This is a genomic window from Corynebacterium jeikeium (genome assembly GCA_003955985.1).
Lineage (GTDB): Bacteria > Actinomycetota > Actinomycetes > Mycobacteriales > Mycobacteriaceae > Corynebacterium > Corynebacterium jeikeium_D.
Window position 1 is genome coordinate 1,609,362 of the sequence record CP033784.1, and the last position, 23,373, is coordinate 1,632,734.

At 59.2% G+C, this 23,373-nt stretch carries 21 protein-coding genes and 1 pseudogene; 7 read left to right on the top strand and 15 right to left on the bottom strand.

The features are described from left to right. Positions 1-26 precede the first annotated feature (26 nt). Positions 27-602: a hypothetical protein gene (locus EGX79_07105; protein ID AYX81969.1), complete on the top strand. Its 576-nt coding sequence runs from the start codon at positions 27-29 to the stop codon at positions 600-602. Positions 603-637: 35 nt separating this feature from the next. On the opposite strand, the gene EGX79_07110 is transcribed toward EGX79_07105, so the two are convergent. The 6 genes from EGX79_07110 to bioB form a co-directional block, all read right to left on the bottom strand. Further along, on the bottom strand, positions 638-1,519 hold the full coding sequence (locus EGX79_07110; GenBank protein AYX81970.1) for a carboxylating nicotinate-nucleotide diphosphorylase: 882 nt from the start codon (positions 1,517-1,519) through the stop codon (positions 638-640). Positions 1,520-1,525: 6 nt separating this feature from the next. After that, positions 1,526-3,085 carry an L-aspartate oxidase gene (gene nadB, locus EGX79_07115; GenBank protein AYX81971.1) on the bottom strand — a complete coding sequence of 520 codons (1,560 nt, stop codon included), beginning with the start codon at positions 3,083-3,085 and terminating at the stop codon, positions 1,526-1,528. 10 nt (positions 3,086-3,095) lie between these two features. Then, positions 3,096-4,172 carry a quinolinate synthase NadA gene (gene nadA / locus EGX79_07120; protein ID AYX81972.1) on the bottom strand — a complete coding sequence of 359 codons (1,077 nt, stop codon included), beginning with the start codon at positions 4,170-4,172 and terminating at the stop codon, positions 3,096-3,098. A 291-nt stretch (positions 4,173-4,463) separates the two neighbouring features. Further along, positions 4,464-5,042 (bottom strand): hypothetical protein, encoded by a 579-nt coding sequence (locus EGX79_07125; GenBank protein ID AYX81973.1) that lies wholly within the window; start codon positions 5,040-5,042, stop codon positions 4,464-4,466. 74 nt (positions 5,043-5,116) lie between these two features. Continuing rightward, a complete protein-coding gene (locus EGX79_07130; GenBank protein AYX81974.1) occupies positions 5,117-5,419 on the bottom strand; it encodes a hypothetical protein in 303 nt (100 codons plus the stop codon). Further along, a complete protein-coding gene (gene bioB / locus EGX79_07135) occupies positions 5,406-6,413 on the bottom strand; it encodes a biotin synthase BioB (GenBank protein ID AYX81975.1) in 1,008 nt (335 codons plus the stop codon). Before bioB ends, EGX79_07130 begins: the two co-directional genes overlap by 14 nt. A 197-nt stretch (positions 6,414-6,610) precedes the next feature. Here bioB and EGX79_07140 point away from each other — a divergent pair, with 197 nt between their 5' ends. Beyond that, positions 6,611-7,273, top strand: a complete 663-nt coding sequence (locus EGX79_07140) for a TetR family transcriptional regulator (protein AYX81976.1) — start codon at positions 6,611-6,613, stop codon at positions 7,271-7,273. A 40-nt stretch (positions 7,274-7,313) separates the two neighbouring features. Here the strand turns inward: EGX79_07140 and EGX79_07145 are convergent, their stop codons facing one another. The 5 genes from EGX79_07145 to EGX79_07165 form a co-directional block, all read right to left on the bottom strand. After that, the gene (locus EGX79_07145; protein ID AYX81977.1) at positions 7,314-8,678 is read right to left on the bottom strand and encodes a TRAP transporter large permease subunit; all 1,365 of its coding nucleotides are present in this window, start codon (positions 8,676-8,678) and stop codon (positions 7,314-7,316) included. Positions 8,679-8,767: 89 nt separating this feature from the next. Beyond that, on the bottom strand, positions 8,768-9,127 hold the full coding sequence (locus EGX79_07150) for a biotin/lipoyl-binding protein (protein AYX81978.1): 360 nt from the start codon (positions 9,125-9,127) through the stop codon (positions 8,768-8,770). A 71-nt stretch (positions 9,128-9,198) separates the two neighbouring features. Beyond that, positions 9,199-9,453 (bottom strand): hypothetical protein, encoded by a 255-nt coding sequence (locus EGX79_07155; GenBank protein ID AYX82762.1) that lies wholly within the window; start codon positions 9,451-9,453, stop codon positions 9,199-9,201. A 50-nt stretch (positions 9,454-9,503) separates the two neighbouring features. Further along, positions 9,504-11,117: an acyl-CoA carboxylase subunit beta gene (locus EGX79_07160; protein ID AYX81979.1), complete on the bottom strand. Its 1,614-nt coding sequence runs from the start codon at positions 11,115-11,117 to the stop codon at positions 9,504-9,506. A 23-nt stretch (positions 11,118-11,140) separates the two neighbouring features. Continuing rightward, positions 11,141-12,637 (bottom strand): methylmalonyl-CoA carboxytransferase subunit 5S, encoded by a 1,497-nt coding sequence (locus tag EGX79_07165; protein AYX81980.1) that lies wholly within the window; start codon positions 12,635-12,637, stop codon positions 11,141-11,143. A 274-nt stretch (positions 12,638-12,911) separates the two neighbouring features. On the opposite strand from EGX79_07165, the gene glgX reads away from it, so the two are divergent. Beyond that, complete coding sequence (gene glgX / locus EGX79_07170) at positions 12,912-15,053, top strand: glycogen debranching enzyme GlgX (GenBank protein ID AYX81981.1); 2,142 nt, start codon at positions 12,912-12,914, stop codon at positions 15,051-15,053. Between the two features lie 148 nt (positions 15,054-15,201). Here glgX and higA read toward each other — a convergent pair whose 3' ends face one another. Then, positions 15,202-15,444 (bottom strand): addiction module antidote protein, HigA family, encoded by a 243-nt coding sequence (higA, locus tag EGX79_07175; GenBank protein AYX81982.1) that lies wholly within the window; start codon positions 15,442-15,444, stop codon positions 15,202-15,204. Between the two features lie 323 nt (positions 15,445-15,767). Here higA and EGX79_07180 point away from each other — a divergent pair, with 323 nt between their 5' ends. The 3 genes from EGX79_07180 (at position 15,768) to EGX79_07190 (ending at position 21,142) form a co-directional block, all read left to right on the top strand. Further along, entirely contained in the window at positions 15,768-17,411 is a 1,644-nt protein-coding gene (locus EGX79_07180; protein ID AYX81983.1) for a DNA polymerase III subunit epsilon, read from the top strand. Between the two features lie 112 nt (positions 17,412-17,523). Beyond that, positions 17,524-19,986, top strand: a complete 2,463-nt coding sequence (treY, locus tag EGX79_07185) for a malto-oligosyltrehalose synthase (protein AYX81984.1) — start codon at positions 17,524-17,526, stop codon at positions 19,984-19,986. Further along, positions 19,976-21,142 carry a GTP pyrophosphokinase family protein gene (locus tag EGX79_07190; protein ID AYX81985.1) on the top strand — a complete coding sequence of 389 codons (1,167 nt, stop codon included), beginning with the start codon at positions 19,976-19,978 and terminating at the stop codon, positions 21,140-21,142. Before treY ends, EGX79_07190 begins: the two co-directional genes overlap by 11 nt. Here EGX79_07190 and EGX79_07195 read toward each other — a convergent pair. Beyond that, the gene (locus tag EGX79_07195; GenBank protein AYX81986.1) at positions 21,090-21,482 is read right to left on the bottom strand and encodes an RNA-binding S4 domain-containing protein; all 393 of its coding nucleotides are present in this window, start codon (positions 21,480-21,482) and stop codon (positions 21,090-21,092) included. The two genes, EGX79_07190 and EGX79_07195, sit on opposite strands and share 53 nt — an antisense overlap. After that, a pseudogene (locus EGX79_07200) lies at positions 21,483-21,728 on the bottom strand (hypothetical protein). 152 nt (positions 21,729-21,880) lie between these two features. Here EGX79_07200 and EGX79_07205 point away from each other — a divergent pair. Next, the gene (locus tag EGX79_07205; protein AYX81987.1) at positions 21,881-22,627 is read left to right on the top strand and encodes an IclR family transcriptional regulator; all 747 of its coding nucleotides are present in this window, start codon (positions 21,881-21,883) and stop codon (positions 22,625-22,627) included. A gap of 6 nt (positions 22,628-22,633) precedes the next feature. Here EGX79_07205 and EGX79_07210 read toward each other — a convergent pair whose 3' ends face one another. Further along, positions 22,634-23,275 carry a YigZ family protein gene (locus EGX79_07210; GenBank protein AYX82763.1) on the bottom strand — a complete coding sequence of 214 codons (642 nt, stop codon included), beginning with the start codon at positions 23,273-23,275 and terminating at the stop codon, positions 22,634-22,636. Positions 23,276-23,373 lie beyond the last annotated feature (98 nt).

A 23,373-nucleotide genomic window follows, 5' to 3' on the forward strand; every position in this document is an offset into this window, starting at 1 on the left:
GGTGGCACAAAGTAGAGTGTTAGGTCATGACTACTTCTGGTGATTCCGCGACTTCTAGCCCGCAGCAGCTTTTCGACGCCGCCACGGCATTGGCTGAGGAAAACAACCTCTGGGAAGCAGCCCTAACTCTGATGCAGGGGTTCGAGGAGCTCGGCGACGAGGCGGATGCTCCGCAGACCGACAGTCTGGGGCGCCCCATCCGTGGCTCTGCACCGAAGCTGATGGACAAGGCCGCGGACTGGTTGGATTTGCTGGATAACCTGGAGAAAGACGGCTTCGAGCCGACTGCGGACACCCCTCCGCGCCACTTGCGCTGGGCGATGTGGCACACCTTGAACGGCCAGGCAGAGATTCGTCGAGGACATCAAGGGCGCGCCATTGATCACCTGGAGTTGGCGGCGGGACTTTTCCAGTCCGATAACCTCAATATCCAGGCCGTGCCTCTGCTTGCACAAATTGCACAGTGCCACCTGCATTTGGGCGATGTCGCTGCTGCAGAGAAGGCGCTTTACCGCGCACAGGAAACCTGTGATGAGCAATCGCGGGAGCGCTGGGGGTCGGCACTAAGCGAGATTGGCGCGGAAATCGCCCGTCGCTTGTAGGCGAAGCTGCGAAGCGATACCGGGGGCTGATTCAGCTACTGCTCGTCGAAGTCGAGTCCGACATCGAACACCTTGGCCGAGTGGGTTAGCGCGCCCACAGCCAGGTAATCGACACCACAGGACGCGTACTCACGAGCCACATCGATGGTCAGTCCACCAGAGGACTCAAGCTGCGTGGCCGGAGAAATCTGCGAGCGGCGCTGCACCGCAATCTGGGTCTCCCAGACCTCGAAGTTGTCCAGCATGACGATGTCCGGCTTCATCGGCAGGATCTCATCGAGCTGTGCGAGGGTATCGACTTCCACCTCACACGGCAGCTCCGGGTACTGATCCCGCACCCTCTTCAACGCACCGGACACGGAACCGACAGCCACCACGTGATTGTCCTTAATCAGTGCTTCATCGCCCAAAGCGTAGCGGTGGTTAATTCCGCCGCCGCAGGTCACAGCATACTTTTCCAGGTTGCGCAGCCCCGGCAGCGTCTTTCGGGAATCGCGCACCCGCGCACCGGTGCCGATAATCGCGTCAGCCCACTGGCGCGTCGCAGTAGCTACACCACTGGCGTGCGTGAGGATATTCAGCATTGTCCGCTCAGCAGTCAGCAACCCCCGAGTCGGCGCAGAAATCGTTGCCAGCACTGTGCCAGGACGCACCAGGGTGCCATCTTCAACGTGCTTTTCGACGGTGAACTCACCCGAGATGACCTCCTGCAGCGTCCACTCCACCGCATCGATTGCCGCGATAACGCCCTCTTGCCGGGCCACCAGGCGGGCGAGTGCCTGCGCAGATGCCGAGACTGTCGACAGCGAGGTCACATCCGGCCCGAAGCTCATGTCTTCCTGTAGTGCCGTCCGAATGAGGCCACGGGTGATGTTTTCGTTCAGCACCCCGCGCAGAGTGTCCTTCTCAAGAGTCATGGTTAGCTAATCCCCATCCTTTTCAAACCAAGTGTGGCACCCCAAAGTATATGGTCGTGCCAATGCTGCTTCGACGACTTTCCTTGCGGCCACGACCTGAACCGATTGCGGGAGCCGATCGATAACCGCCAACGCCTGCCGCAAGCTCTGCTCATTACGCGTTACACCAGCGCCTTCCTGCATCGCCGTCTGCAACCGGAAAAGCTGCCGTGGTTCCAGTTCTGACCGTGGCTGAGGCAGGCTTTCAACGGCCGCTGCGAATTCCTCGTCCCCGACCGGCACAGCGTGTGTTTCAGCGACTTTTTCGACCACCCGCTTGCCGACGACCAGGCCCTCCAGCAACGAATTGGAGGCCAACCTGTTGGCACCGTGGAGCCCTGTTGCGGAGCATTCGCCGGCCGCATAGAGGCCCGGCACACTAGTTGCACCGAATGGGTCGACGGCAATACCACCACAGGTGTAGTGGACCGCCGGGGCCACGGGAATGAGGTCCTTGGTCGGATCAATCTCCGCTGCGGTCAGGCCCGCTGTGATCGTCGGAAAGCGGGCGGCGAAGTTGTCGATGTGACGTGCGTCGAGGAAGACGTGGTCCTCGCCGAGCTCGCGCATGCGAGTCGCGATGGCGCGCGAGACGATATCGCGCGGAGCCAGGTCCCCGCGAGGGTCAACGCCGGCGGTCACACTGTTGCCCCGGGAGTCGACGAGAATGGCTCCTTCACCACGGACAGCCTCGCTGATGAGATGGCGTCGGCCGGTGCCATCTGATGCCGAGCGCTCGTCATAGAGCACCGTCGGGTGAAACTGGATAAACTCCATGTCCCGAATCTCCGCGCCAGCATCGGAGGCCATGCCGATAGCCTCACCGCGGGCACCCGAGGGGGCCGTGGTCGCGCGGTAAATATGGCCCACGCCGCCGGTAGCCAGCAGAGTGGCGCCTGCTCGAATAGCTCCACCCCCACGGGGATCCGCTACCAGCGCCCCCAGCACGCGGCCGTCTTTGCCAACGATGAGCTGGCGCGCTGTGGCGTTTTGTAGTACTCGCACGCCGGTAACTGAGGCTTCTAGGGCGCGCTCGATTTCAGCACCAGTGGCGTCACCGCCGGCATGAATGATGCGCCGCGCGTGGTGTCCGCCCTCTTTGGTGCGGGAATATACGGCCGGGTTATCCCGCGCCGGGTCGAATGTAGCGCCTAGCCCTATCAGCCACTCGGTCGCCGCAGCGCCAGCACGGATGATAGAAGCCACGGCCCCTTCATCGCAGTGGCCGGCACCGGCATCGAGAGTATCCGCGATGTGGGAATCAGTGGTGTCATCGAACCCATTGGCCACATGGCCGCTGGGGTCGTCGTCAAGCCCGACGACCGCGAGCCCGCCCTGTGCGAGATTCGTGGCCGCATCGGCGAAACGTAGCTGTTTGCGGGCACCGACGCGCCACTCGACGCTGTCGATAACCAGCACGTCGAGGCCGAGCTCAAGGGCCCGACGCGCAGCACTGAGCCCTGCGACTCCCCCGCCGATGACGAGGAAGTCACACGTCAGTGTCCAACTGTCGAATGATGGGCGCAGACCAAACGTGTTACTCGCCTCCGCCTGGGTTACCGATGGCGATCATGCGCTCGACAGAAGCGCGCGCCTTGTCGGCGACATCCGGCTCGACATCGACTTCATCAGTGCCCTCAACGAGGCAGCGCAGCAGAGCCGCCGGAGTGATGAGCTTCATGTACGAGCAGGAAGCGCGGTCGTTGACCGGCTCAAAGTCGACATCCGGCGCGGCCTTGCGCAGCTGGTGGAGCATGCCCACCTCAGTGGCCACGAGCACCTTGCCGTTGGGCTTGTTCTCCTTCAGCTTCTGCGCCTCGGTCAGCATCTCGCCGGTGGAGAGCATCTGCACGCGCTCGGGCTCGATGGTGCCTTCACCTGCGAGGTAAATCGCAGAGTTCGCGCAACCGCACTCCGGGTGAATGAACAGCTGCGAATCGGCGTTCTCTTCCGCGCGGTGCGCGAGTTCCTCACCGTTGATGTTGGCGTGGACGTGGCACTCACCAGCCCATACCTTGATCTTGTCGCGGCCGGTCTCACGGCGGACGTGTGCGCCGAGGAACTGATCCGGGTTGAACAGGATCTCCTGGTCTTCCGGGATGGACTTGACCACGTCGACGGCGTTGGAGGAAGTACAGCAGATGTCGGTCAGAGCCTTTACGTCTGCCGTGGTGTTGACGTAGCTGACTACCAGTGCGCCGGGATTCTCTGCCTTCCACTCGGCCAGTTCATCTGCGGTGATGGAGTCCGCCAGGGAGCAGCCGGCGCGCTCGTCCGGAATAAGGACGGTCTTCTCTGGGCTCAGAATTTTGGCGGTTTCCGCCATGAAGTGGACACCACAGAAGACGATGACGTCGGCATCGGTTTCCGCAGCGATGCGGGAAAGTCCGAGGGAGTCGCCTGTGTAATCGGCAATATCCTGAATCTCCGGCAGCTGGTAGTTGTGCGCAAGAATTACGGCATTGCGTTCGCGGGCGAGGCGCTTAATCTCCTGGGCCCAGCGCTCATCTGCAATTACGCCACCGTAGCGGCCATCTTTATCGACTACCGATTCGTACAGATCCGATTCAAGGCGCGGCAGGCTGGAAGCATTGGCCGCAAGGCTGGTATTCACGGAAAACTACGTCCTTACTTCAATGGGCTGTGGCTACGACCGGAGAAAACGCCGTCACCGTTACCGGCAACGGTCCCCGGAGGCATTCGCAGCGGACTCAAACGGGCAAGTGCAAGAGACCTAAGCTCGCCACACAATATCGAAAAAGCCCCTAATCGGGGCGAATACTGACATCGAGGACGAACCTATTTCCCAAAATTGTAAGGCTTGTATAAGCCTATTTCCCAATAACTACCCCTGTTCAGTAGGAATTAGTGCTTTACGACGGCTCCCGCGCAGAACCTCACCGTCTCACTTAGTGACCGAATCTGCGTCCGCAGCATTGTCTGCAGCGCTCTCGTTGCCTTCCGTGAAGTCCGTTTGGAACAGCACCCGGGACCACAGTGCGAGCATGGCAACCAGTGGCGCGACCAGCAGTGCTACATAGGTTTTGAAGTCTGGAATCACCGAGAACTTATCGCCCGGCTGCATTCCCGCCAGATCCGGCTGGAGCAATGCCGCAACCGACTGACCGACGAGGTACGTCACTGCTGCGCTCATCAACGCGGAGAAACCTGCCCATCCAATTGCCGTGAGCATCTGCACAGGAGTCGTGATGGCACGGTTTCGGAAGGTAGTAATTCCCAGCACCAGGCCGCTGATGGCATTGACAGCAACAAACCAGAGCAGCCCGATAAAACCAGCGTCAACGGTTTCCTGAATAATCGCCAGTTGGTTATCTGGGAGCATTTGCACCTGCTGCTTGGGGCGCAGGAATGCCCAGGCCACTCCGGCTATCGTTCCCGTTACAACGGAGAAGAGAACAATACCCGAGGCCATTGCCACGCTCTGCTTTTCAACGTGCGGGACTCGGGTATTTTTCATGGTCATAGTTGACTAACTTACCTCACGGCGCACATCCAGTACTAGCGTGCCCGAATGGCGCACTAGCACAATCAGCGCCTTTATCGCTGCTCCAACATAACGGAGTCCACTTCGCCGTGGCGCGAGCACTTTGCAGTCCAGCCGTCCGGACGCACCTGCACCACCATCCGGCGCCCACAGAGCTGGCAGAACCGAGGCGCCTCCAGTCCAGCCTTTGCACCATAGGAACGTTCGCGCACTTCACCAGCTTCGAGGTCGGCGCCGGTAAAAGGATCGAACTTGGGCTCATCTCCCAGCACCATGGCCTGGAGCAGCTCTGTGGAGTCGACTTTCTTACTCCGCGGCGAGCGCGGGCTAGATGTCCGAGGCTTAGACAGTTGCATTGAGAGCCTTAATTGGGAGTCGTACCTTGCCAAGCATGTCTAGATCCTGCTCCGCCGGACGGCCCAGAGTGGTCAGGTAATTACCGACAATGACAGCGTTGATACCGCCGAGCAGCCCCTTTTCTGCACCCAGGTCGCCCAGGGTGAGCTCACGACCGCCAGCAAAACGCAGGATGGTCTTCGGCAGTGCCAGACGGAAGGCACCGATGGCACGCAGTGCGTCCTTGGCTGGCATCGGCTCGCGACCGGCGAACGGAGTGCCCGGGCGGGGGTCGAGGAAGTTCATCGGCACCTCGGTCGGGTTGAGCGCCGCCAGGTCCTGAGCAAACTCGGCACGCTGCTCAAGGGTCTCTCCCATACCCAGGATGCCGCCACAGCAGACCTCCATACCGGCTTCGCCGACCATACGCAGGGTGTCATGACGCTCTTCCCAAGTGTGGGTGGTCACGACCTGCGGGAAGTAGCTCTTAGCGGTCTCAAGGTTGTGGTTGTAGCGGTGAATACCAGCCTTGGCCAGGCGATCCACCTGCTCCTGCGTCAGAATGCCCATCGAGGCAGCCACATTAATGTCCACCTCTGCCTGAATGGCGGCGACGGCCTGTTCCATCTGGCTGAGCAGTCGCTCGTCCGGACCCTTTACTGCAGCAACGATGCAGAACTCAGTCGCACCCGACTTTGCAGTCTGCTTTGCGGCGTCCACCAGGGCCGGGATATCCAGCCATGCCGAACGCACCGGGGACTCGAACAGACCCGACTGCGAACAGAAGTGGCAGTCCTCTGGGCAGCCGCCAGTCTTCAGCGAGATAATGCCTTCAACCTCGACCTCTTCGCCGCACCACTTCAAGCGCACCTCATGAGCCAGTGCCAGCAGATCCTCGATGCTGTCGTCATCGAGGTTCAGAACTGCCAGGGTCTCCTCATAGTTCAGCCCCTCACCGCGGCCGAGCACCTTTTCGCGGGCGAGTTCCAAAATGTCCTGCTGCTGTTGAGTCATGGGGGTGATGCTCCTTGAGGCTGGGGATAAAACTTGAACACTGTTTTAGAAGTTGTTCAGTTATCAAACTTAATACCGCGTCTACAGAATGTCGAACAGGGTTCAATTCCCGTCGTGGCGCGGATTTACTCTCCACATTTCAGCCTTGAGGCATCTTCCAGATGATTCTTCTTTCGTCTACGGTAGGCAGTGTGCAATTGACCAAGGACATCATTGTCGACGCAGCTCTTACCATTCTCAACGAGTACGGACTCGGCGATCTCACGATCCGCCGCCTGACTCGCCACTTGGGTACCGCCGCTGGCGCAATGTACTGGCACTACCCTTCCAAGCAGGCACTGCTGGGTGCCGTCGCTGACCGCATCTTGGCTCCCTGCACAGAGTTTTCCGCCACCGGCGATTGGCGTGCCGACATCGAAGCCGTCGCCGAGCTGCTCTACTCCTGCCTCACCGCTCACCGGGATGGCGCCGAGGTCGTCTCGGCCGCACTCGCTACGGGCACCGCCACGATTCGCCCCGAACAACTGCTTGCCGACGTCCTGGAGAATGCCCCCGAAACCTCCATTAGCACCCCATCAGCGGCTGATACCGCATCCGTCCTCGTGTACTTCATTCTCGGCGCGACAGTCGACCAGCAGACAGCCATCGCGCTTGACCTGAACGGCGCCAAGGGCGTTTCCAACAAGGGCGACACCAGTGGCGAGAACGCTGATGATAAGGATGTTGAGGTCGAGACTTCCTCTGAAGATGCTGCTGCACAGGCAAAAGAGCTCGGCCGCCAGCGCATCGCACTGGGAACCGAGCTCTTTATCGCCGGAATTGCGGGGGTTGCGGGGACTAAGGGAATTGCAGGTCAGTAAGCCCCGCTGAAACAATCACGCTCACGGTCAAGCCCCAGCGTTAGAGCACCAGAGCTGCTACCCAACCAGCTGCCAGCAGCGGCAGGTTGAAGTGCAGGAAGGTCGGAATAACCGAATCGCGAATGTGGTCGTGCTGCCCGTCGGCATTGAGACCCATCGTCGGGCCGAGCGTCGAGTCCGATGCCGGCGAACCAGCATCGCCCAGAGCACCTGCAGTACCAATGATGGCGACGGTAGCCATCGGCGAGAAGCCCAGCGATACACACAACGGCACATAGATGATGGCGATAATCGGCAGCGTCGAGAAGGACGAACCAATACCCATCGTGACCACCAGACCAACGACCAGCATGGCGAATGCAGCGGCAGGCTTGTTGCCCGCAAACAGCTCTGCAGTAGCGGTCACCAGCGGCTCGATCTGGCCGGACTCCGACATCACCGAGGCGAAGCCCTGTGCAGAAATCATGATGAAACCAATCAGGGCCATCATCTTCATACCGGCGGTGAACACGTCGTCCGCCTCACGCCAGCGCACGGCGCCGGTGAGCATGAAGATTGCCAGACCAGTGAGTGCACCAATCAGCAACGGATCGGCATCGGTCTCCATAGAATTCATCACAATCTGGACGACGAAAGTCACCACGATTGCAACGAGAGCGACGATAACTCGGTACTTCGACACCGGTTCGTCAGACTGGGTTTCTGCGTGTGAGGACTGGGCAATCGGCCGATCTTCGTAATGCCGTGGCTTCCGGTAGGAGAAAAATACGGCAATGGCCAGACCGGCCAGCATGCCGAGAGCCGGGATGCCCATCGTCATCATGATGTTGATATTGGAAACATCAAGGCCAGCATTCTCGATGTTCCCCAGCAGGATGTCGTTCAGGAAGATAGAACCGAATCCGACCGGAACCCACATGTAGGTGGTGACCAAACCGAAGGTCATCACACTGGTAATCATTCGACGGTCGATGTTGAGGCGGTTAAATACCGGCAACAGCGGCGGAATAATCAGCGGGATAAACGCAATGTGAACTGGGATGAGGTTCTGCGACATAATCGCCATGGCCAAAATGCCGGCGACCATACCCCACTTGGTCCATGCCTCTGCCTTAGATTTAGCGCCTTCATCCTCCGTACCGATCTTGGCAATCAGCCAATCGGCCAGCAATTTGGGCAACCCAGAGGATGCCACTGCCATGGCAAAGGCACCCAGCATGGCATAGCTCAGGGCAATCTTCGCACCACCAGAGAGGCCTTCCTGGAAGGCAACCATTGTGGCATCGAGCCCCATACCGGCGGAAAGACCACCGACTAAGGCGCCAATAAACAGCGCTAGCACAACGTGTACCCGGCAGACCGCCAGGATTAGCATCACCAAAACGGCGAGAAGAACGGCATTCATAAGGAAAATATTAAGGCAACCTTAAGTATTTCCAGCAACCGGGGCTAGAAAGACTTCACCCCAAAATCTTTACACCCCGGCTAATGCGGCTAATCAATCGAGACGAGTCCCTGGCCGCCCTGCACTGCGTCGCCGACTTCGACATGAATAGAGCCGACGGTGCCTGCAGCCGGGGCCGTAATCTCGGTTTCCATCTTCATTGCCTCGAGAATGAGCAGCACCTCCCCAGCCTCAATCTTCTGGCCTTCCTCGACCAAAATCTTGCTGACCGAACCTGCCAGTGGCGCCACCACCGAATTGGCGGAGACACCCGAGACACTAGCGGTGGCCGGCTCAACGGAAGCGCTCGACGATCCACCCAACACGATGGGCGAAAGACGCTTGGGCTCCTCAACTACTTCAACGTCGACATCGTAGGCAATGCCGCCGACAGTCACTTTCAATTTCATGGCTCAACAATCCTCACGTAGCAAAAGTCAATGAGTCAGACTCAATTAAGTCGGGTATCGAAAATTTCCAACTAACGCAGGTTGCGCTGCTGCTGGATCTGGCGTCCCTGCGCAGCCCACGTCTTATGGCGGTTGTATCGAATTGCCTTCACCTTGCCGCGATTGCCCAGGTACGCAGACACTGCTGCCGAAATGGCGATGACAGTATCCTCGGGGATATCTGCGTCCACGCGTTTGCGCAGTTCAGCCAACTCGCTCTCTGCCTGATTCAGTCGTGCCGTGGCCTTCTGCAAGCTTGTCGAGGTCGCATCCAACCGGTCGGTCAGTTCAGCGACGAGCGCTCGCAGCTCCTTAATCTCACCGATGCCGTCAGACATTACTGTGGCCCCAATCCGTGCTTCTTGGCCGGGCGAACCTCCCGCTTGTTACGCAGAACCGACAGTGCGTCAGCCACACGCAGGCGGGTTTCCGCCGGGTCAATCACGTCGTCGACCAGTCCGCGCGAGGCGGCGACATACGGCGTCGAGAAGCGTGTCTTGTATTCGGCGATACGCTCGTCGCGCACGCGCGCCTGCTCTTCCTCGTCGCCCGCGGCGGCAATTTCCTTTCGGAAGACCACGTTGACCGCACCCTCTGCGCCCATCACCGCAATTTCCGCGGTCGGCCATGCGAATACGTAGTCCGCGCCGAGGTCCTTCGAGCACATCGCCAGGTACGCACCGCCGTAGGCCTTACGCATGACGACGGTCACCTTAGGCACAGACGCTGCGGAGTATGCGTAGAGCATCTTTGCGCCGTGGCGGATGATGCCGCCATGCTCCTGGGTGACGCCCGGCATGAAGCCAGGAACGTCAACCAGGGTGACCAGCGGGATGTTAAAGGCATTGCAGAAGCGGATGAACTTTGCGCCCTTGTCCGAGGAATTGATGTCCAGCACACCGGACATCACGTTCGGTTGGTTGGCGACAAAGCCCACGGTACGACCCAAAACTCGACCAAAACCAACGACTAGGTTGGTGGCAAAACCCGCCTGGCACTCGAGGAAGTCGCCATTGTCGGCGATACGGATTATGACCTCGCGGACGTCGTAGCCCTTCTTGCCATCGACGGGGACGATGTCGCGGAGCTCTGGATCCGGCTCGGCGTCGAATACCGGATCCACGATTGGTGGCTCTTCCGTGTTGTTCTGTGGCAGGAAGCTTAAGAGCTTCTGCGCAATCAGGATGGCCTGCTCGTCATCGTCGGCAACGAAGTCAATATTGCCGGCCTTGGCCATGTGCGCATCAGCGCCACCGAGCTGCTCGGAGGTGATTTCCTCGCCGGTCACCGACTTAATAACGCCCGGGCCGGTGATGAACATCTGTGCCTTGCGAGTCTGAATGATGAAGTCGGTCAGCGCTGGCGAGTAGGCAGCGCCTCCAGCACATGGGCCTGCAATGATGGAAATCTGCGGCACCAGACCGGAAAGCCAGACATTGTTGTAGAAGACCTGGCCGTAGCCCGACAGAGAGTCAATCCCCTCTTGAATGCGAGCACCACCGGAGTCGTTGATAAACACGAACGGAGTGCCGTTGTCGGCAGCAGCGCGCATGGTGGCCGCAACCTTGCGGGACTGCGTTTCACCAGCGGAGCCACCCATGACCGTGAAGTCCTGGGAGGCCACGTGCACTGCCCGGCCGAGAACCGCGGCAGTGCCGGTGACCACACCGTCGGCAGGCGCGTCGGCAGTATCCATGCCGAAGTCGGTGGTGCGGTGAGTCATGAACATGCCGGTTTCACGGAAAGTGCCCTCGTCGACGAAGTTGTCGATACGCTCGCGGGCAGTCATCTTCCCACGTTCGTGCTGCTTGGCCTGGCGGGCTTCACCGCCACCGGCCTCAACACGGCGACGCTGAGCATCCAAATAATCCAGGCGCTCCGCCATCGAGGCGTCGACGCCCGGCGCGACGGCATCCGCCGAATTCGGCTGGTTTGCTGAACTTTGCGACATTGCTATCTCTTCTCCCGATGTTCCTAGGCGGGTTCCACCTGGACGGTCTGTGAGCGACCGCCAACGGTGACCTTGTAGCGAATTGGCTCGCGAATGGCATTGGCAGCACCTGAGGCTTGCTCCGCCTCGCGCTTGAGCTGTTCGGCAGTCTTACCGACGTTCTTCGGCCCTTCGCCGCGCGTGGTGAAGAATCCCGGTGCGACGGATGGGAACAGTGCGTTGGTCAGGACGTCCTCGGCGGTGCCGTTGTAACCGTCGAGCTCCTTGGCCTGCTTGACCAGGTCGTCCCACTCTGGTTCGAGGAGATCAGCCGGGCGAACCGTGATTTCTTCCTTCTTGGTCTGTTCCGCTGCCTGCTTAATCAGCTCTGGGTTGCGCTCACCAGGACACTGCCCGTAATAGCCGAGCATGAGGTCGGCGAACTCAGCCGTCATAACCTTGTAGCGTCCCATCAGTACGTTAAACACAGCTTGCGTGCCGACGATCTGCGAGCTCGGAGTCACCAGCGGCGGGTAACCGGCGTCCTTTCGGACAATCGGTACTTCACGCATGACCTCTTCGACGCGGTCGCCCGCGCCCTGGGCCTTGAGCTGGTTTTCCATGTTCGACAACATGCCGCCAGGAATCTGCGACATGAAAATGTCGGTATTGACCAGGGTTTTCGACTCGAACTCTGCGTACTTCGGACGCACCTTGCGGAAGTGGTCACGAATGGTGATCAGATTATCCATGTTCAGGTCGGTGGTGTAGTCGGTTCCCTCCAACATTTCCACCAGCGACTCGGTCGGGTTGTGTCCCGGCCCCAGCGACATCGACGAAATTGCTGTGTCCACGACATCCGCACCAGCTTCGATGGCCTTCATCAAAGTCACCATGGTGACACCGGTAGTCGAGTGACAGTGGACATTAATCTGGGTGTCCTCGCCGTAAGTTTCCTTGATGCCGCGGATGATGTCGTAAGCCGGCTGGGGTTTCAGCAGCGCTGCCATGTCCTTCAACGCAATGGAGTCCGCCCCCATATCCAGTAGACGACCAGCGAGCTTAACGTACCCGTCGACGTCGTGAAGCGGAGACGTCGTGTAGCAGATCGTGCCCTGCGCGTGCTTGTCGACGTTCTTGACCGCGCGCATGGCGTGCTCGAGATTGCGTGGATCGTTGAGGGCGTCGAAAACACGGAATACGTCCATGCCGTTTTCAGCGGACTTTTCGACGAACTTGTCAACCACCATGTCCTCGTAGTGGCGGTAGCCGAGGAGATTCTGACCGCGCAGCAGCATCTGCAGGCGGCTGTTCGGCATCAGTTTGCGGAATGTCCGCAGTCGCTCCCAGGGGTCTTCGTTGAGGAAGCGAATGCAAGCGTCGAAGGTTGCGCCACCCCAGCACTCCACACTCCAAAAACCGGCCTTGTCCATTTCTTCACAGACATCGACCATGTCTTCCATAGCCATTCGCGTTGCCATGAGGCTCTGATGAGCGTCTCGGAACGCTACTTCCGTTACACCAATGGTTCGTGGACTCATAATTCCAAAAGTAAAGGCCTTTGGGAATCTTCGCGCGTTGGTGACCGCGAATATTGGGGATTCGGCGCCCACCAAGGTGCGTTTAGAGTGTCAAATTGCCCACTTGCAGGGTTAAATACTTATTTTCGCGCGAACTTTACACGCTTAACCGTTCAACTCGACTTTTTGTCTGGGGGTCGTTTTTGCGAAGTGCGCTCGGCGAATAGGACGGTTTGCGCGCCCACACGGGACTGAAAATGGCTCATGTTTTTTACAAAGCGGTTAAGGTAGTCACATGAACCAAGCAAATACAGTCGGCGATTATCAAGTATGGCCGGGTGAGCCTTACCCGCTCGGATCTACCTACGACGGCGCTGGCACCAACTTTGCGCTCTTTTCCGATGTTGCGGAAAAGGTGGAGCTTTGTCTGATTAGCGCCGAAGGCGAAGAAACACGCATTGCGCTGGAAGAAGTCGATGCGCATATCTGGCACTGCTACATCCCGTCCATCATGCCGGGTCAGCGCTACGCCTACCGTGTACACGGCCCATTCGATCCGGCAAACGGTAAGCGTTGTGACCCCAACAAGCTGCTGGTCGACCCATACGCCAAGGCTTTCGACGGCGAATTCGACGGTCACCCATCACTGTTCAACTATGACATTCATGACCACTCGAAGCGCAACACCGAGGACAGCCTGGGGCACACCATGACCTCCGTGGTCATCAACCCATTCTTCGACTGGGGCGCTGACCGCGCACCTCGCACGCCGTACAACGAGACCGTGATTTACGAGGCCCATGTCAAGGGCATGACCATGACTCACCCGGAGATTCCTGAGGAGCTACGCGGTACCTATGCCGGTCTCGCTCATCCGGCGATCATTGACTACCTCAAGGACCTTGGTGTCACGGCTATCGAACTGATGCCTGTCCACCAGTTCCTCCAGGACGACCACCTGCGTGAAAAGGGGCTGCGCAACTACTGGGGCTACAACACCTTCGGCTTCCTGGCGCCACACCAGGACTACTCGGCTTCCCAAAAGCCAGGCGGCGCAGTCAGCGAGTTCAAGGGCATGGTGCGCGCATTTCACGATGCGGGGATTGAGGTTATCCTCGACGTGGTCTACAATCACACCGCTGAGGGCAACCACATGGGCCCAACCATCTGCTTCCGAGGCATCGACAACGAGGCCTACTACCGTTTGGTCGAGGGTGACCGCCAGCACTACATGGACTACACCGGCACCGGTAACTCCCTGAACGTGCGCCACCCGCACTCCCTGCAGCTGATTATGGATTCGCTGCGCTACTGGGTCTCCGAGATGCATGTCGACGGCTTCCGCTTCGATTTGGCCTCCACCCTGGCTCGAGAATTCCACGATGTGGATCGCCTCTCCGCCTTCTTTGACTTGGTGCAGCAGGATCCGATTGTCAGCCAGGTCAAGCTCATCGCAGAGCCGTGGGATGTCGGCGAAGGCGGCTACCAGGTCGGTAACTTCCCACCGCAGTGGACTGAATGGAACGGTAAATACCGCGACACTATCCGCGACTTCTGGCGCGGTGAGCCATCCACGCTCGGCGAGTTCGCTTCGCGTATCACCGGTTCCTCGGACCTGTATGCAAACAATGACCGCCGCCCAACTGCGTCGATTAACTTCGTGACCGCGCACGACGGTTTCACTCTCAACGACTTGGTCAGCTACAACGAGAAGCAGAATATGGCCAACGGCGAGGACAACCGCGATGGCGAGTCCCACAACCGTTCGTGGAACTGCGGTGTGGAAGGCCCGACCGACGACGAGCGCGTTCTTTCTCTGCGCTCCCGTCAGCATCGTAACTTCCTGACCACTCTCCTACTGTCCCAGGGCACTCCAATGATTAGCCACGGCGACGAAATGGGACGTGGCCAGAAGGGCAATAACAACGTCTACTGTCAAGACAACCGTTTGTCATGGGTGGACTGGAATCAGACTCGTACTAACTCTGAACTGGTCGAATACACCCAGTTCCTGACTGAACTGCGTGCGGAACACCCAGTCTTCCGGCGCCGCCGCTTCCTGCGCGGTGGCCCGCTCGGTGCGGAAACCGATGATCGTGACATTGCCTGGCTGACCTATGAGGGTCGTGTCATGACTACCGATGACTGGAACTTCGACTTCGGCAAGTCGTTGATGGTCTGGCTCAACGGCGATGCCATCACTGAACCTGATCGCCGAGGTCACCGGATTGAAGATGACTCCTTCCTCCTGTGCTTCAACGCCCACCACGAGGACATCATGTTCCAAATTCCGGGCACCGAATACGCACACAGCTGGGAAGTCATCATCGACACCACAGAGATTACGGGTCGACCGACTCGCGAGCGCATCGTTGAGCCGGAAGGCGAGCTCCGCGTGCCGGCCCGTTCGACCATCGTGCTGATCGAGCGCCACTAGCCGCGTCCGCGTTGGATCCTACACAAAAAATCCCCTGTCGGCGGAAGACTTTTCTTCCACTGACAGGGGATTTTCGGCTCTGAGTTCAACTCAAAACAGGGTTTGGGTCAACACAGCACTGCGGGAGCCGAGCTGGCGTGAAGTCTTCTTACGCAGATGCGCGCATATTAAACTCCGCCTGAGAGTTCAACCAGTACTCCGGCTCGGTGTCAAAGTAGTCGGACAGTCGATTTGCGAGGTCAGTGGTGACCGCAGTGCGGCCGGTGCGAAAGCGCTCCAGAGTTGAGCTTGGCACGCCGATGGCAAGAGCCAGTCGGTAGATAGAGAGGTGTCGCGGCTCGAGGAAATTATCGTTCAAGATAGAACCAGGGTGCACAGGATGCGTGCTCAAAATGTTTACTCCTTATTTCATCGCTTCACTGGCATACGTTGTTTCCGCTTTGCCCTTCGCTTGAGCTCGAAAGCTCGAACGACCAGTTACCGCCGTTCGTCGAAAAGTATAAGGAGCGCCCGCTCAAAATGCATCCGGACATTTAACCTCCCAAAACATGTGGTTTTCAGGGGTACAGACACCCCCACTGTCCGAACACTCCATAAATATTCCTATTTCTGTGGACATTTCCACATTGTCGGAAGCCACATGTACTCGGCTAGAACCGCAGGTACCGCAGCCTCTATGGGGCTCAATCCGCCATCGGCGCTACCATCTAGTGCATGACTACGACCACGCCATCCTCCGAGCCCGCCGTCGTCTTCGAGCTCACCGGCGACACGGTGACTATTACCGCAGATGGGCTCCGCCTTACCCACACCATCAACACGGCTAGCACCGCCCCCGCGAAGCCCCTCCCGCTTGCCGACGTTGCCGAGGTCGCATCGGCAAGTAAAAACGGTGTCTACACTCCGGCCAACCGCTTCTTCCCCGGCACGGTAGACCTCGGAGTAACTTTGCCCAAGGCCCGTGTGATGTCTCATCGCCAGGCAGCGGCGCAGTTGCTGGCAGACCTCATGGCGGAGATGGCCAAGAATCCGGAGTTCTACAGTTCAGCTGATGCTTTTACTTCCACGTTGATGCCGTGGGTGGCACAGCGCGCGGCGGTCACCGAAGGCGTGAGTGTGGTTGAGGGCGCGGGCGACGTCGTAAAGCGCTCTGTGCCTTTTGCGCCGCTTCCTTCGGGGGATGCGGTTGCGGTGTCGGACATCGCACCGTTTGCGGCGTTCGATGTAGAGACAGCGAACGAAGACACCGGTTCGATTGTTCAGCTTGGCGTTGCGGTCGTGCGTGGCGGGAAGGTGACGGAGCGTTATTCCTGGATGTGCCGTCCGCCAAAGGGGTTGGAGTATTTTGATGAAGCCAATGTCGCGATTCATGGCATCACGGCGGCAGATGTGGCCGGTGAGCCGTCATTTCCGGAGCAGCTGGCGAAGTTTGTTGACGTCGTCGGGGATTTGGACGTAGTTGCTCACAATGCGCGGTTTGATTTCACAGCCCTGTCGCGAGCGTGCCGGGCGGAAGGAATTCCAGCACCGAAGTTGAATTTTGCGTGTACTTATATGTGGGCTCGGCAGATGCAGTTGGGGCTGCCCAACTTGAAGCTGCCGACGTTGGCGGAGGCCGCTGGAGCGTCGCTGGAGAATCATCATGATGCGACGGCGGATGCGGTCGCGTGTGCTGAGGTGGCGCTGTGGTTGATGGAGCAGCAGCGTGCGACCTCTGTTAAGGATTTGAGTCAGAAGGTCTCGCTGAGCTTGGGCCAGATTGGCAGTGGACGAGTGCGGATGGTGCGCTATGACCCGTCTGGTGTCGCCAGCACTGGAGCCGGAACCAACGCGGGCACTGGTGCTAGTGCTGGTGCGCAGTCCCGCAGTTCCGCGCCGTCACGTCGGCCGCGTCGCAATGCGAAATGGGATGCAGCCAAGACACCGGACACCATTCCAGACCCGAATCCGGACGCGGATCCAAGCGGCCTTCTGTACCAGCAGCGTGTGACACTGACGGGCGATTTTGCACCGTATGACAAGGGTTTTCTGTGGGACAAGATTGCCTTTGCAGGTGCGAATATCAATAAGGGTGTGACGAAGAAAACAACCATATTGGTCGCCGGTCCGTGGGATTCGGTGACGTCGAAGGAGAAGAGGGCTCGACAGCTGCAGGCCGAAGGCCAGGAAATCCAGATTTGGAGCGAGAAGGAGCTCTTTACTGCACTCGGGCTGAATCCGGAAGAGGATGGCGCGTCCGAAACAGGAGACACTGCGGAAGGGACACCTAGCGCCAGCGACGGAAACAACTCCAGTGAGTCGGTTCCGTTGTTCGGTTCCACTTCCCTGCCCGGCGATGACGGAATGCCGCCCTTCTAGGCCACGTTCACGGAAAGAAATTCCATTCGGACGGCGGGCGCAGGCTCTGGGTCTAGCTGCTGCCACAGCGGTCAGGCAGCAGCTTTTCCTGGTGGGCGGTATAAAGGGGAACATGAGTCGCCGACCAATTACGTCCACCTACCGTCTCCAACTCCGTGGCCCCAAGGCCGATCCAAACGGGCGCGCTTTCACGTTCGCTGACGCGGCTGAACAGGTCGGCTACTTGGCAGACCTCGGAATTTCACACCTGTATCTGTCGCCTATCCTCACTTCCGTACCGGAGTCGAACCATGGCTACGATGTCATCGATCCGACGACTGTGAACCCGGAGCTCGGCGGCATGGAAGAGCTGCAGAAGCTCGCGCAGGTGGCGCACAAGGCCGGTCTGGGCATCATTATCGACCTGGTACCGAACCACCTCGGTGTGGAGGAGCCCAAGCTCAATGCCTGGTGGTGGGACGTTCTGACCTATGGCAAGGATTCTCAGTTCGAGCCCTACTTCGACATCGACTGGCACGAGGACAACGGTGCCAACGGCAAGATGGGGTTGCCGATTCTGGGCTCCCCGGAAGATATCGACAAGCTGGAGCTCGACACCTCTGGCGACGAGCCACTTCTGCGCTACTACGACAACACATTCCCGGTGCGCCCTGGCACCGAGGACGGCACCCCGCAGGAAGTACATGATCGCCAGGCCTATCGCCTGATGTACTGGAAGGACGGGGTCATTGGCTACCGTCGATTCTTCAGCGTCAACGGTCTGGCCGGCATCCGCCAGGAAAACCCGGTGGTATTCGAGCACACACACCGCATCATCCGCGAGCTGCTAGCTGCGGACATCATTGACGGTGTCCGCATTGACCACCCGGATGGCCTCAGCAACCCATTCGGATACCTCAGTGAGCTGCGCCGTCTACTCGGCGATGACAAGTGGCTGGTTATCGAGAAGATTCTGGGTGCCGAAGAGCCACTGGATCCAAGGCTCCAGGTTGACGGCACCACGGGTTACGACGCCCTGCGTGAGTTCGACAATGTCTTCGTCAACCGCGACTCCCGAGACGCCATGAGCATGTTGGCTCTGCAGCAGTCCGGCTCAACCTGGGACAAGACTGCCGTGCAGGCAACCGCACAGGCTCTCAAGCACGATGTCGCTGCTCACGAGCTGGCTGCGGAGGTCCGTCGTCTAGCGCGTGCCCTGCGCCGCGATAACTGGTCTATCAGCGGTACCAGCGTCAGCGATGAGGTACTTATCGACACCATCTGCAAGCTGGTCGCTGCCATGCCTGTCTACCGTTCGGACTATGTCTCCCTGTCGCGAGTGGCTTCCACGGTCATTGGCGAAATGGCAGCGCGTTTCCCCTCGCGCGTCTTTGCTCTCGACCTCATTTCGGCAGGTTTGGTAGCCGGTGGTGAGGCCGCCACGCGGTTCGCGCAGGTCTGTGGTGCGGTCATGGCAAAGGGTGTCGAAGACACCACCTTCTACCGCGCCTGTCGCCTGATCAGCCTAAACGAAGTCGGCGGTGATCTCGGTCGCTACGGTATGTCGGCAGCGGAATTCCACCTGTTGCAGTCGGAACGTGCTCGCCTCTGGCCACGAACCATGACCACGCTGTCCACGCACGACACCAAGCGCGGCGAAGATGTCCGAGCCCGCATTCTCCAGCTCTCCGATGTCTCCGGCGACTGGGCTGAAAATGTTCGCAACTGGATGGCCATCACCCCCGCCCCGGACGATGCCACCGGCTACTTCCTGCTGCAGAACATCATCGGAGTCTGGCCGACCGACGGCGTAATTACCGATGAACTGCGCGAACGCCTCCACGACTACGCCATCAAGGCTATCCGCGAGGCAGATGTGCACACCTCCTGGACGGAGCCGGTCGAGGAGTTCGAACTCGGCATCCGCAGCTGGATTGACGCGCTTCTCGACGGCCCCCTGACCGACTCCATCACAGAGTTCGTCCGCTCCATTGCGCCAGCTGCCCTGACCACGTCTCTGTCGCGCAAGCTCCTCCAGCTTGTCGGCCCCGGCATCCCCGATACCTACCAGGGGACGGAGTTCACCGAGGACTCCCTGGTTGATCCCGACAACCGCCGCTTCGTCGACTACGATGCGCGCGTCGCGGCGCTGGATAAGGTTGCCCGCGATGAGGTCACGTCGGTGACTAAGAGTCCAGAGCACCCAGCTGAGCTGCCGGAGGACTTTACGGATGCCGATGCGGACGTCGCAAAGCTGATGGTGACTCACCACGGCGTGAAGCTACGTGCGGAGCGCCCGGAGTCCTTCGTCGGCGGTGCCTACCAGCCAGTATTCGCCGTTGGTGTGGGCGAGCGTCATCTGGTCGGCGCGGCGCGTGGACCGAAGGGCGAGCCGGAAGATGTTATCGCGCTGGTGACGCGCCGTCCGCTGGGGCTGCAGCGCGAAGGCGGTTGGGGCGACACTACAGTGACACTTCCCAAGGGGTTTTGGACCGACCGTTTCACCGGCCATACCTGGTCGGGCACCATCGCCGTGGCTTCTCTGTTCAGCTCCTTCCCAGTAGCACTGCTGGTACGCGAGGACGATGACGACTAATCGGATGAAGGATTCGCTTGCCGACGATTCCCGCGAGCAGACCCGCAAGGCTCAGTTGGCGGAGGATCGAGAGGTTACACGTGCGCTGCAGTCGAAGTACGACTCGTGGGCAACTCGGCACCCCACTGCCGCACAGGACTTTGTCGATGCGATTAAAGAGATTCTCTCCGATGCCGGTTTGGCCTTTGACAATGTCACGGCGCGGGTGAAGTCTTTCCGCTCATTGCGGCAGAAGGCCCTGCGTCGTGAAGCGGACGGCAGCTACGTCTACCCTGACCCGTGGCACGATATCCACGACATCATCGGCGTGCGTGTAACCACGTACCATTCGACGGAGATTCCCGCGATTATGGATGCGCTGGGAGATTCGCTGACTGTGCTGCGCACGATCGACAAGACCGCGGAGACACGAATCAGCGGCCGGTTGGGATACGGCTCCCAGCACTTGATCTGCAAGGTGTCGACGGCGGCGCCGTCAGAGCTAGCTCCATATGCGGATATGCAGTTTGAGGTGCAACTGCGCACTGTGCTGCAGCATGCGTGGGCGGAATTTGAGCACGATATTCGTTACAAGGCCCCTGAGGGAGCGACAGACCCGCGGATTGATAGAGCTTTTGCGCTGGCCGCTGGCCTTATTGAGCTCGCGGATCAGCAGTTCGACCAAGTCGTTGCCGTGCTGGAGGAATCTACGCCAGACGATTCCGCGCAAGGAGAGGGCGAACAGCCCTCAGTTCCGGCAAAGACCACAGCCGATGACATTGTGGTGACTGAGGAAACCCTACCCGGAGTGCTGACGATGTTGCTTCCCGATGCACCCCGCTCGAAATCAGAGCATTACGGCTGGGCAGAAGAACTGCTGGAGCGCAATGGCATTCGCACTGTCGGGCAGCTGCGAGAGCTACTTAATCCACAGCGCCTCAGTGCGGTAAGCAAGGCCATGAAGTACCGCTTTAACCCAGGCCATGTGCGTGTTATCGATGACCTACTACTAGCGGCTCGCGGTGAAAAGCACATCAAGGCCACTGCAGATACCAGCCATAACCCGAAGCGTCGACCAGCCCGTTTGCGCGCACGGTTGCAGCAACTAGCGGAGGCCGGGATGCCTATGAGCGACGTCCCCGAAGACGATCGAGCTGACGGCGATCGCGCTTCGTAGGCCGCCCGGCACCGCGATCGCGCATCGGCATCGATGCGAGAATCTCCCTCGGAGGCGGTGGCGGAGAGTGGTCGATATAGCACTGCCTGGCCACCGGAGCTCCGACCCGCTTCTTCACCGTCTTGGTGACCTCAACAATGTGTTCGCGGTGGTTTGCCCACAGTCGCACTCTGTCCCCTGGGACGACTAGAACTGAGGGTTTCACGGCTTCGCCGTTGACTTTGACGTGGCCGCCACGGCACGCATCTGCGGCCAATGAGCGAGTTTTCAGCAACCTGACCGCCCAAATCCAGGCATCAATACGCACTGGCTCGGTAGACAATTGCTGCTGAGCAGGCATTTACTGCGGATCCTTGTAGTTCACAATCCGCTGAACCTTTTGCCAATTGAGAAAACCACCGACCAGGCCGACTACTGCCAGGATGAGGAATAGAGACATGCTTCCGGCTAGAAGTCCGAGCACTGCACCGCCGACGACACCACTGCCTGCCCATACAACGGCATTGCGGGAGTACTTTCGCACCGCGTTCTTGCGGAGCTCAATGGGGTTCTGAGGTTGGGGCTGAAGCTAGCTCATGGAGTACATATTAGAGCGTTCTGGTCGCCCTGACGCATCGCATAGGTCGATAGGGCGTACAATTCGGGAAAAATTTCTACAGCTATAGCAAACCTGCTAGATATTCCTATTTGGGTAGGTAATTAACACAATGGCGTAGGTTAATTGCTAGTGTTAGTCCTATGACAGAAACTGTCCGCCCCCGCCACCGCATGGTCGACCGCGTTGCGGCGATCCTCGAACTCGTTGCGCGCTCTAACGAAGGTCTAACCCTCACTGACATCGCCCACACGCTGAACTATCCGCTCAGTACCACGCAGGGCCTTGTCAACGGTCTGACTGTGACAGGTTACCTTGACGAGTCCAACAAGCGTTACACGCTCGGCATGGCGCCGTTTCTGCTCAATGTCATGGCCGGTCGTCGCATGGTCAACGTTCCGACGGCTGAGCTCGAGGCGATTCACAACGAAACTGGCTTGATTACCGTGCTGGCACTGCCGGTTGGTGGCAAGCTTTTCTACCTCAAAACCGTCGGTGAATCCATGCGCTACCAGTACCTGACGGAGAACTTCCTGCCGCGCTCGCTGTTGCGCACCTCTGCAGGTTGGGTTTTGATGAGTCGGTTTGAAAAGCGCGAACTGTGGTCCTACCTGAACTCCGCGCGGCCGGAAGACCAGGTCTATGTGGATGATTTCCTCCGCCAGGCCGGGGAAATCGCAGAGACCGGCGTCTGTGCTGCCCCGGGTATTGCCGAAGGCGGTGGCGTTGACGGTGTCTCTATCGCAGTGGAGGAAGACGGTGCTACTGTCGCGGCAGTCTGCGTCTTCGGTCGGCCAGAAAAGATTGCGGAAAATAAGGACGAGCTGGTGGAAATTCTCAAGCGCCATCGCGGCGCACACAACGGCGAGGAATCCCCGAACCAGGGTTAGTGGCTGTTAAGCGCGCAGCTCCCACCAGATTTCGCCACCGTCCGTAGACGGCTCGCTAGCTCCCTTAGTCAGCGCCTGCATTTCGCCGTCAAGCTGGGCAATCCCATCGGCAGTCACCGCGATGGAAAACTCCACGTTCTGGCCCCACCGCGTTTCCACGATCTCATAACCACGAGCACGCAATTCCGCTTCGATGCGACCGGCATCTGCGGCGGAGACACTCACTACCCTCAAGGCTCTTTGCACGCGTCGCATGCGCGTGACTTTTTCTAGACACTCTAAGACCGAATCCGAATAGGCCCTCACAAGCCCACCCGTGCCTAATTTGATGCCGCCAAAATAGCGGATCACTACGGCGGTGACATTCGTCATTCCAGAGCCCTGGAGCACATCGAGCATCGGGCGCCCTGCCGTGCCACCAGGTTCACCGTCATCTGAGGATCGCTCCACCCGATTCCCTCCGACGACCTCATGAATGTATGCGCTGCAGTGGTGGCGAGCATCCGGGTACTCCGCCTTGGCCAAATTGATGACCTCTCGGGCGCTGTCTTCGTCGTCGGCACGCGCGATCCACGTAATGAAGCGAGATTTCTTAATCTCGATTTCATTCGTGACGATGTCACCGTCGGCGGGGACAATCAGCTCGATGTCACGCTGATTCTGCGTCGCTTCGGTCGAAGTGGATGGCTCGGTGGTCATAGTGTCCATTGTTGCCTATGGGCTTAGTGCACACCCAATCACCGCCG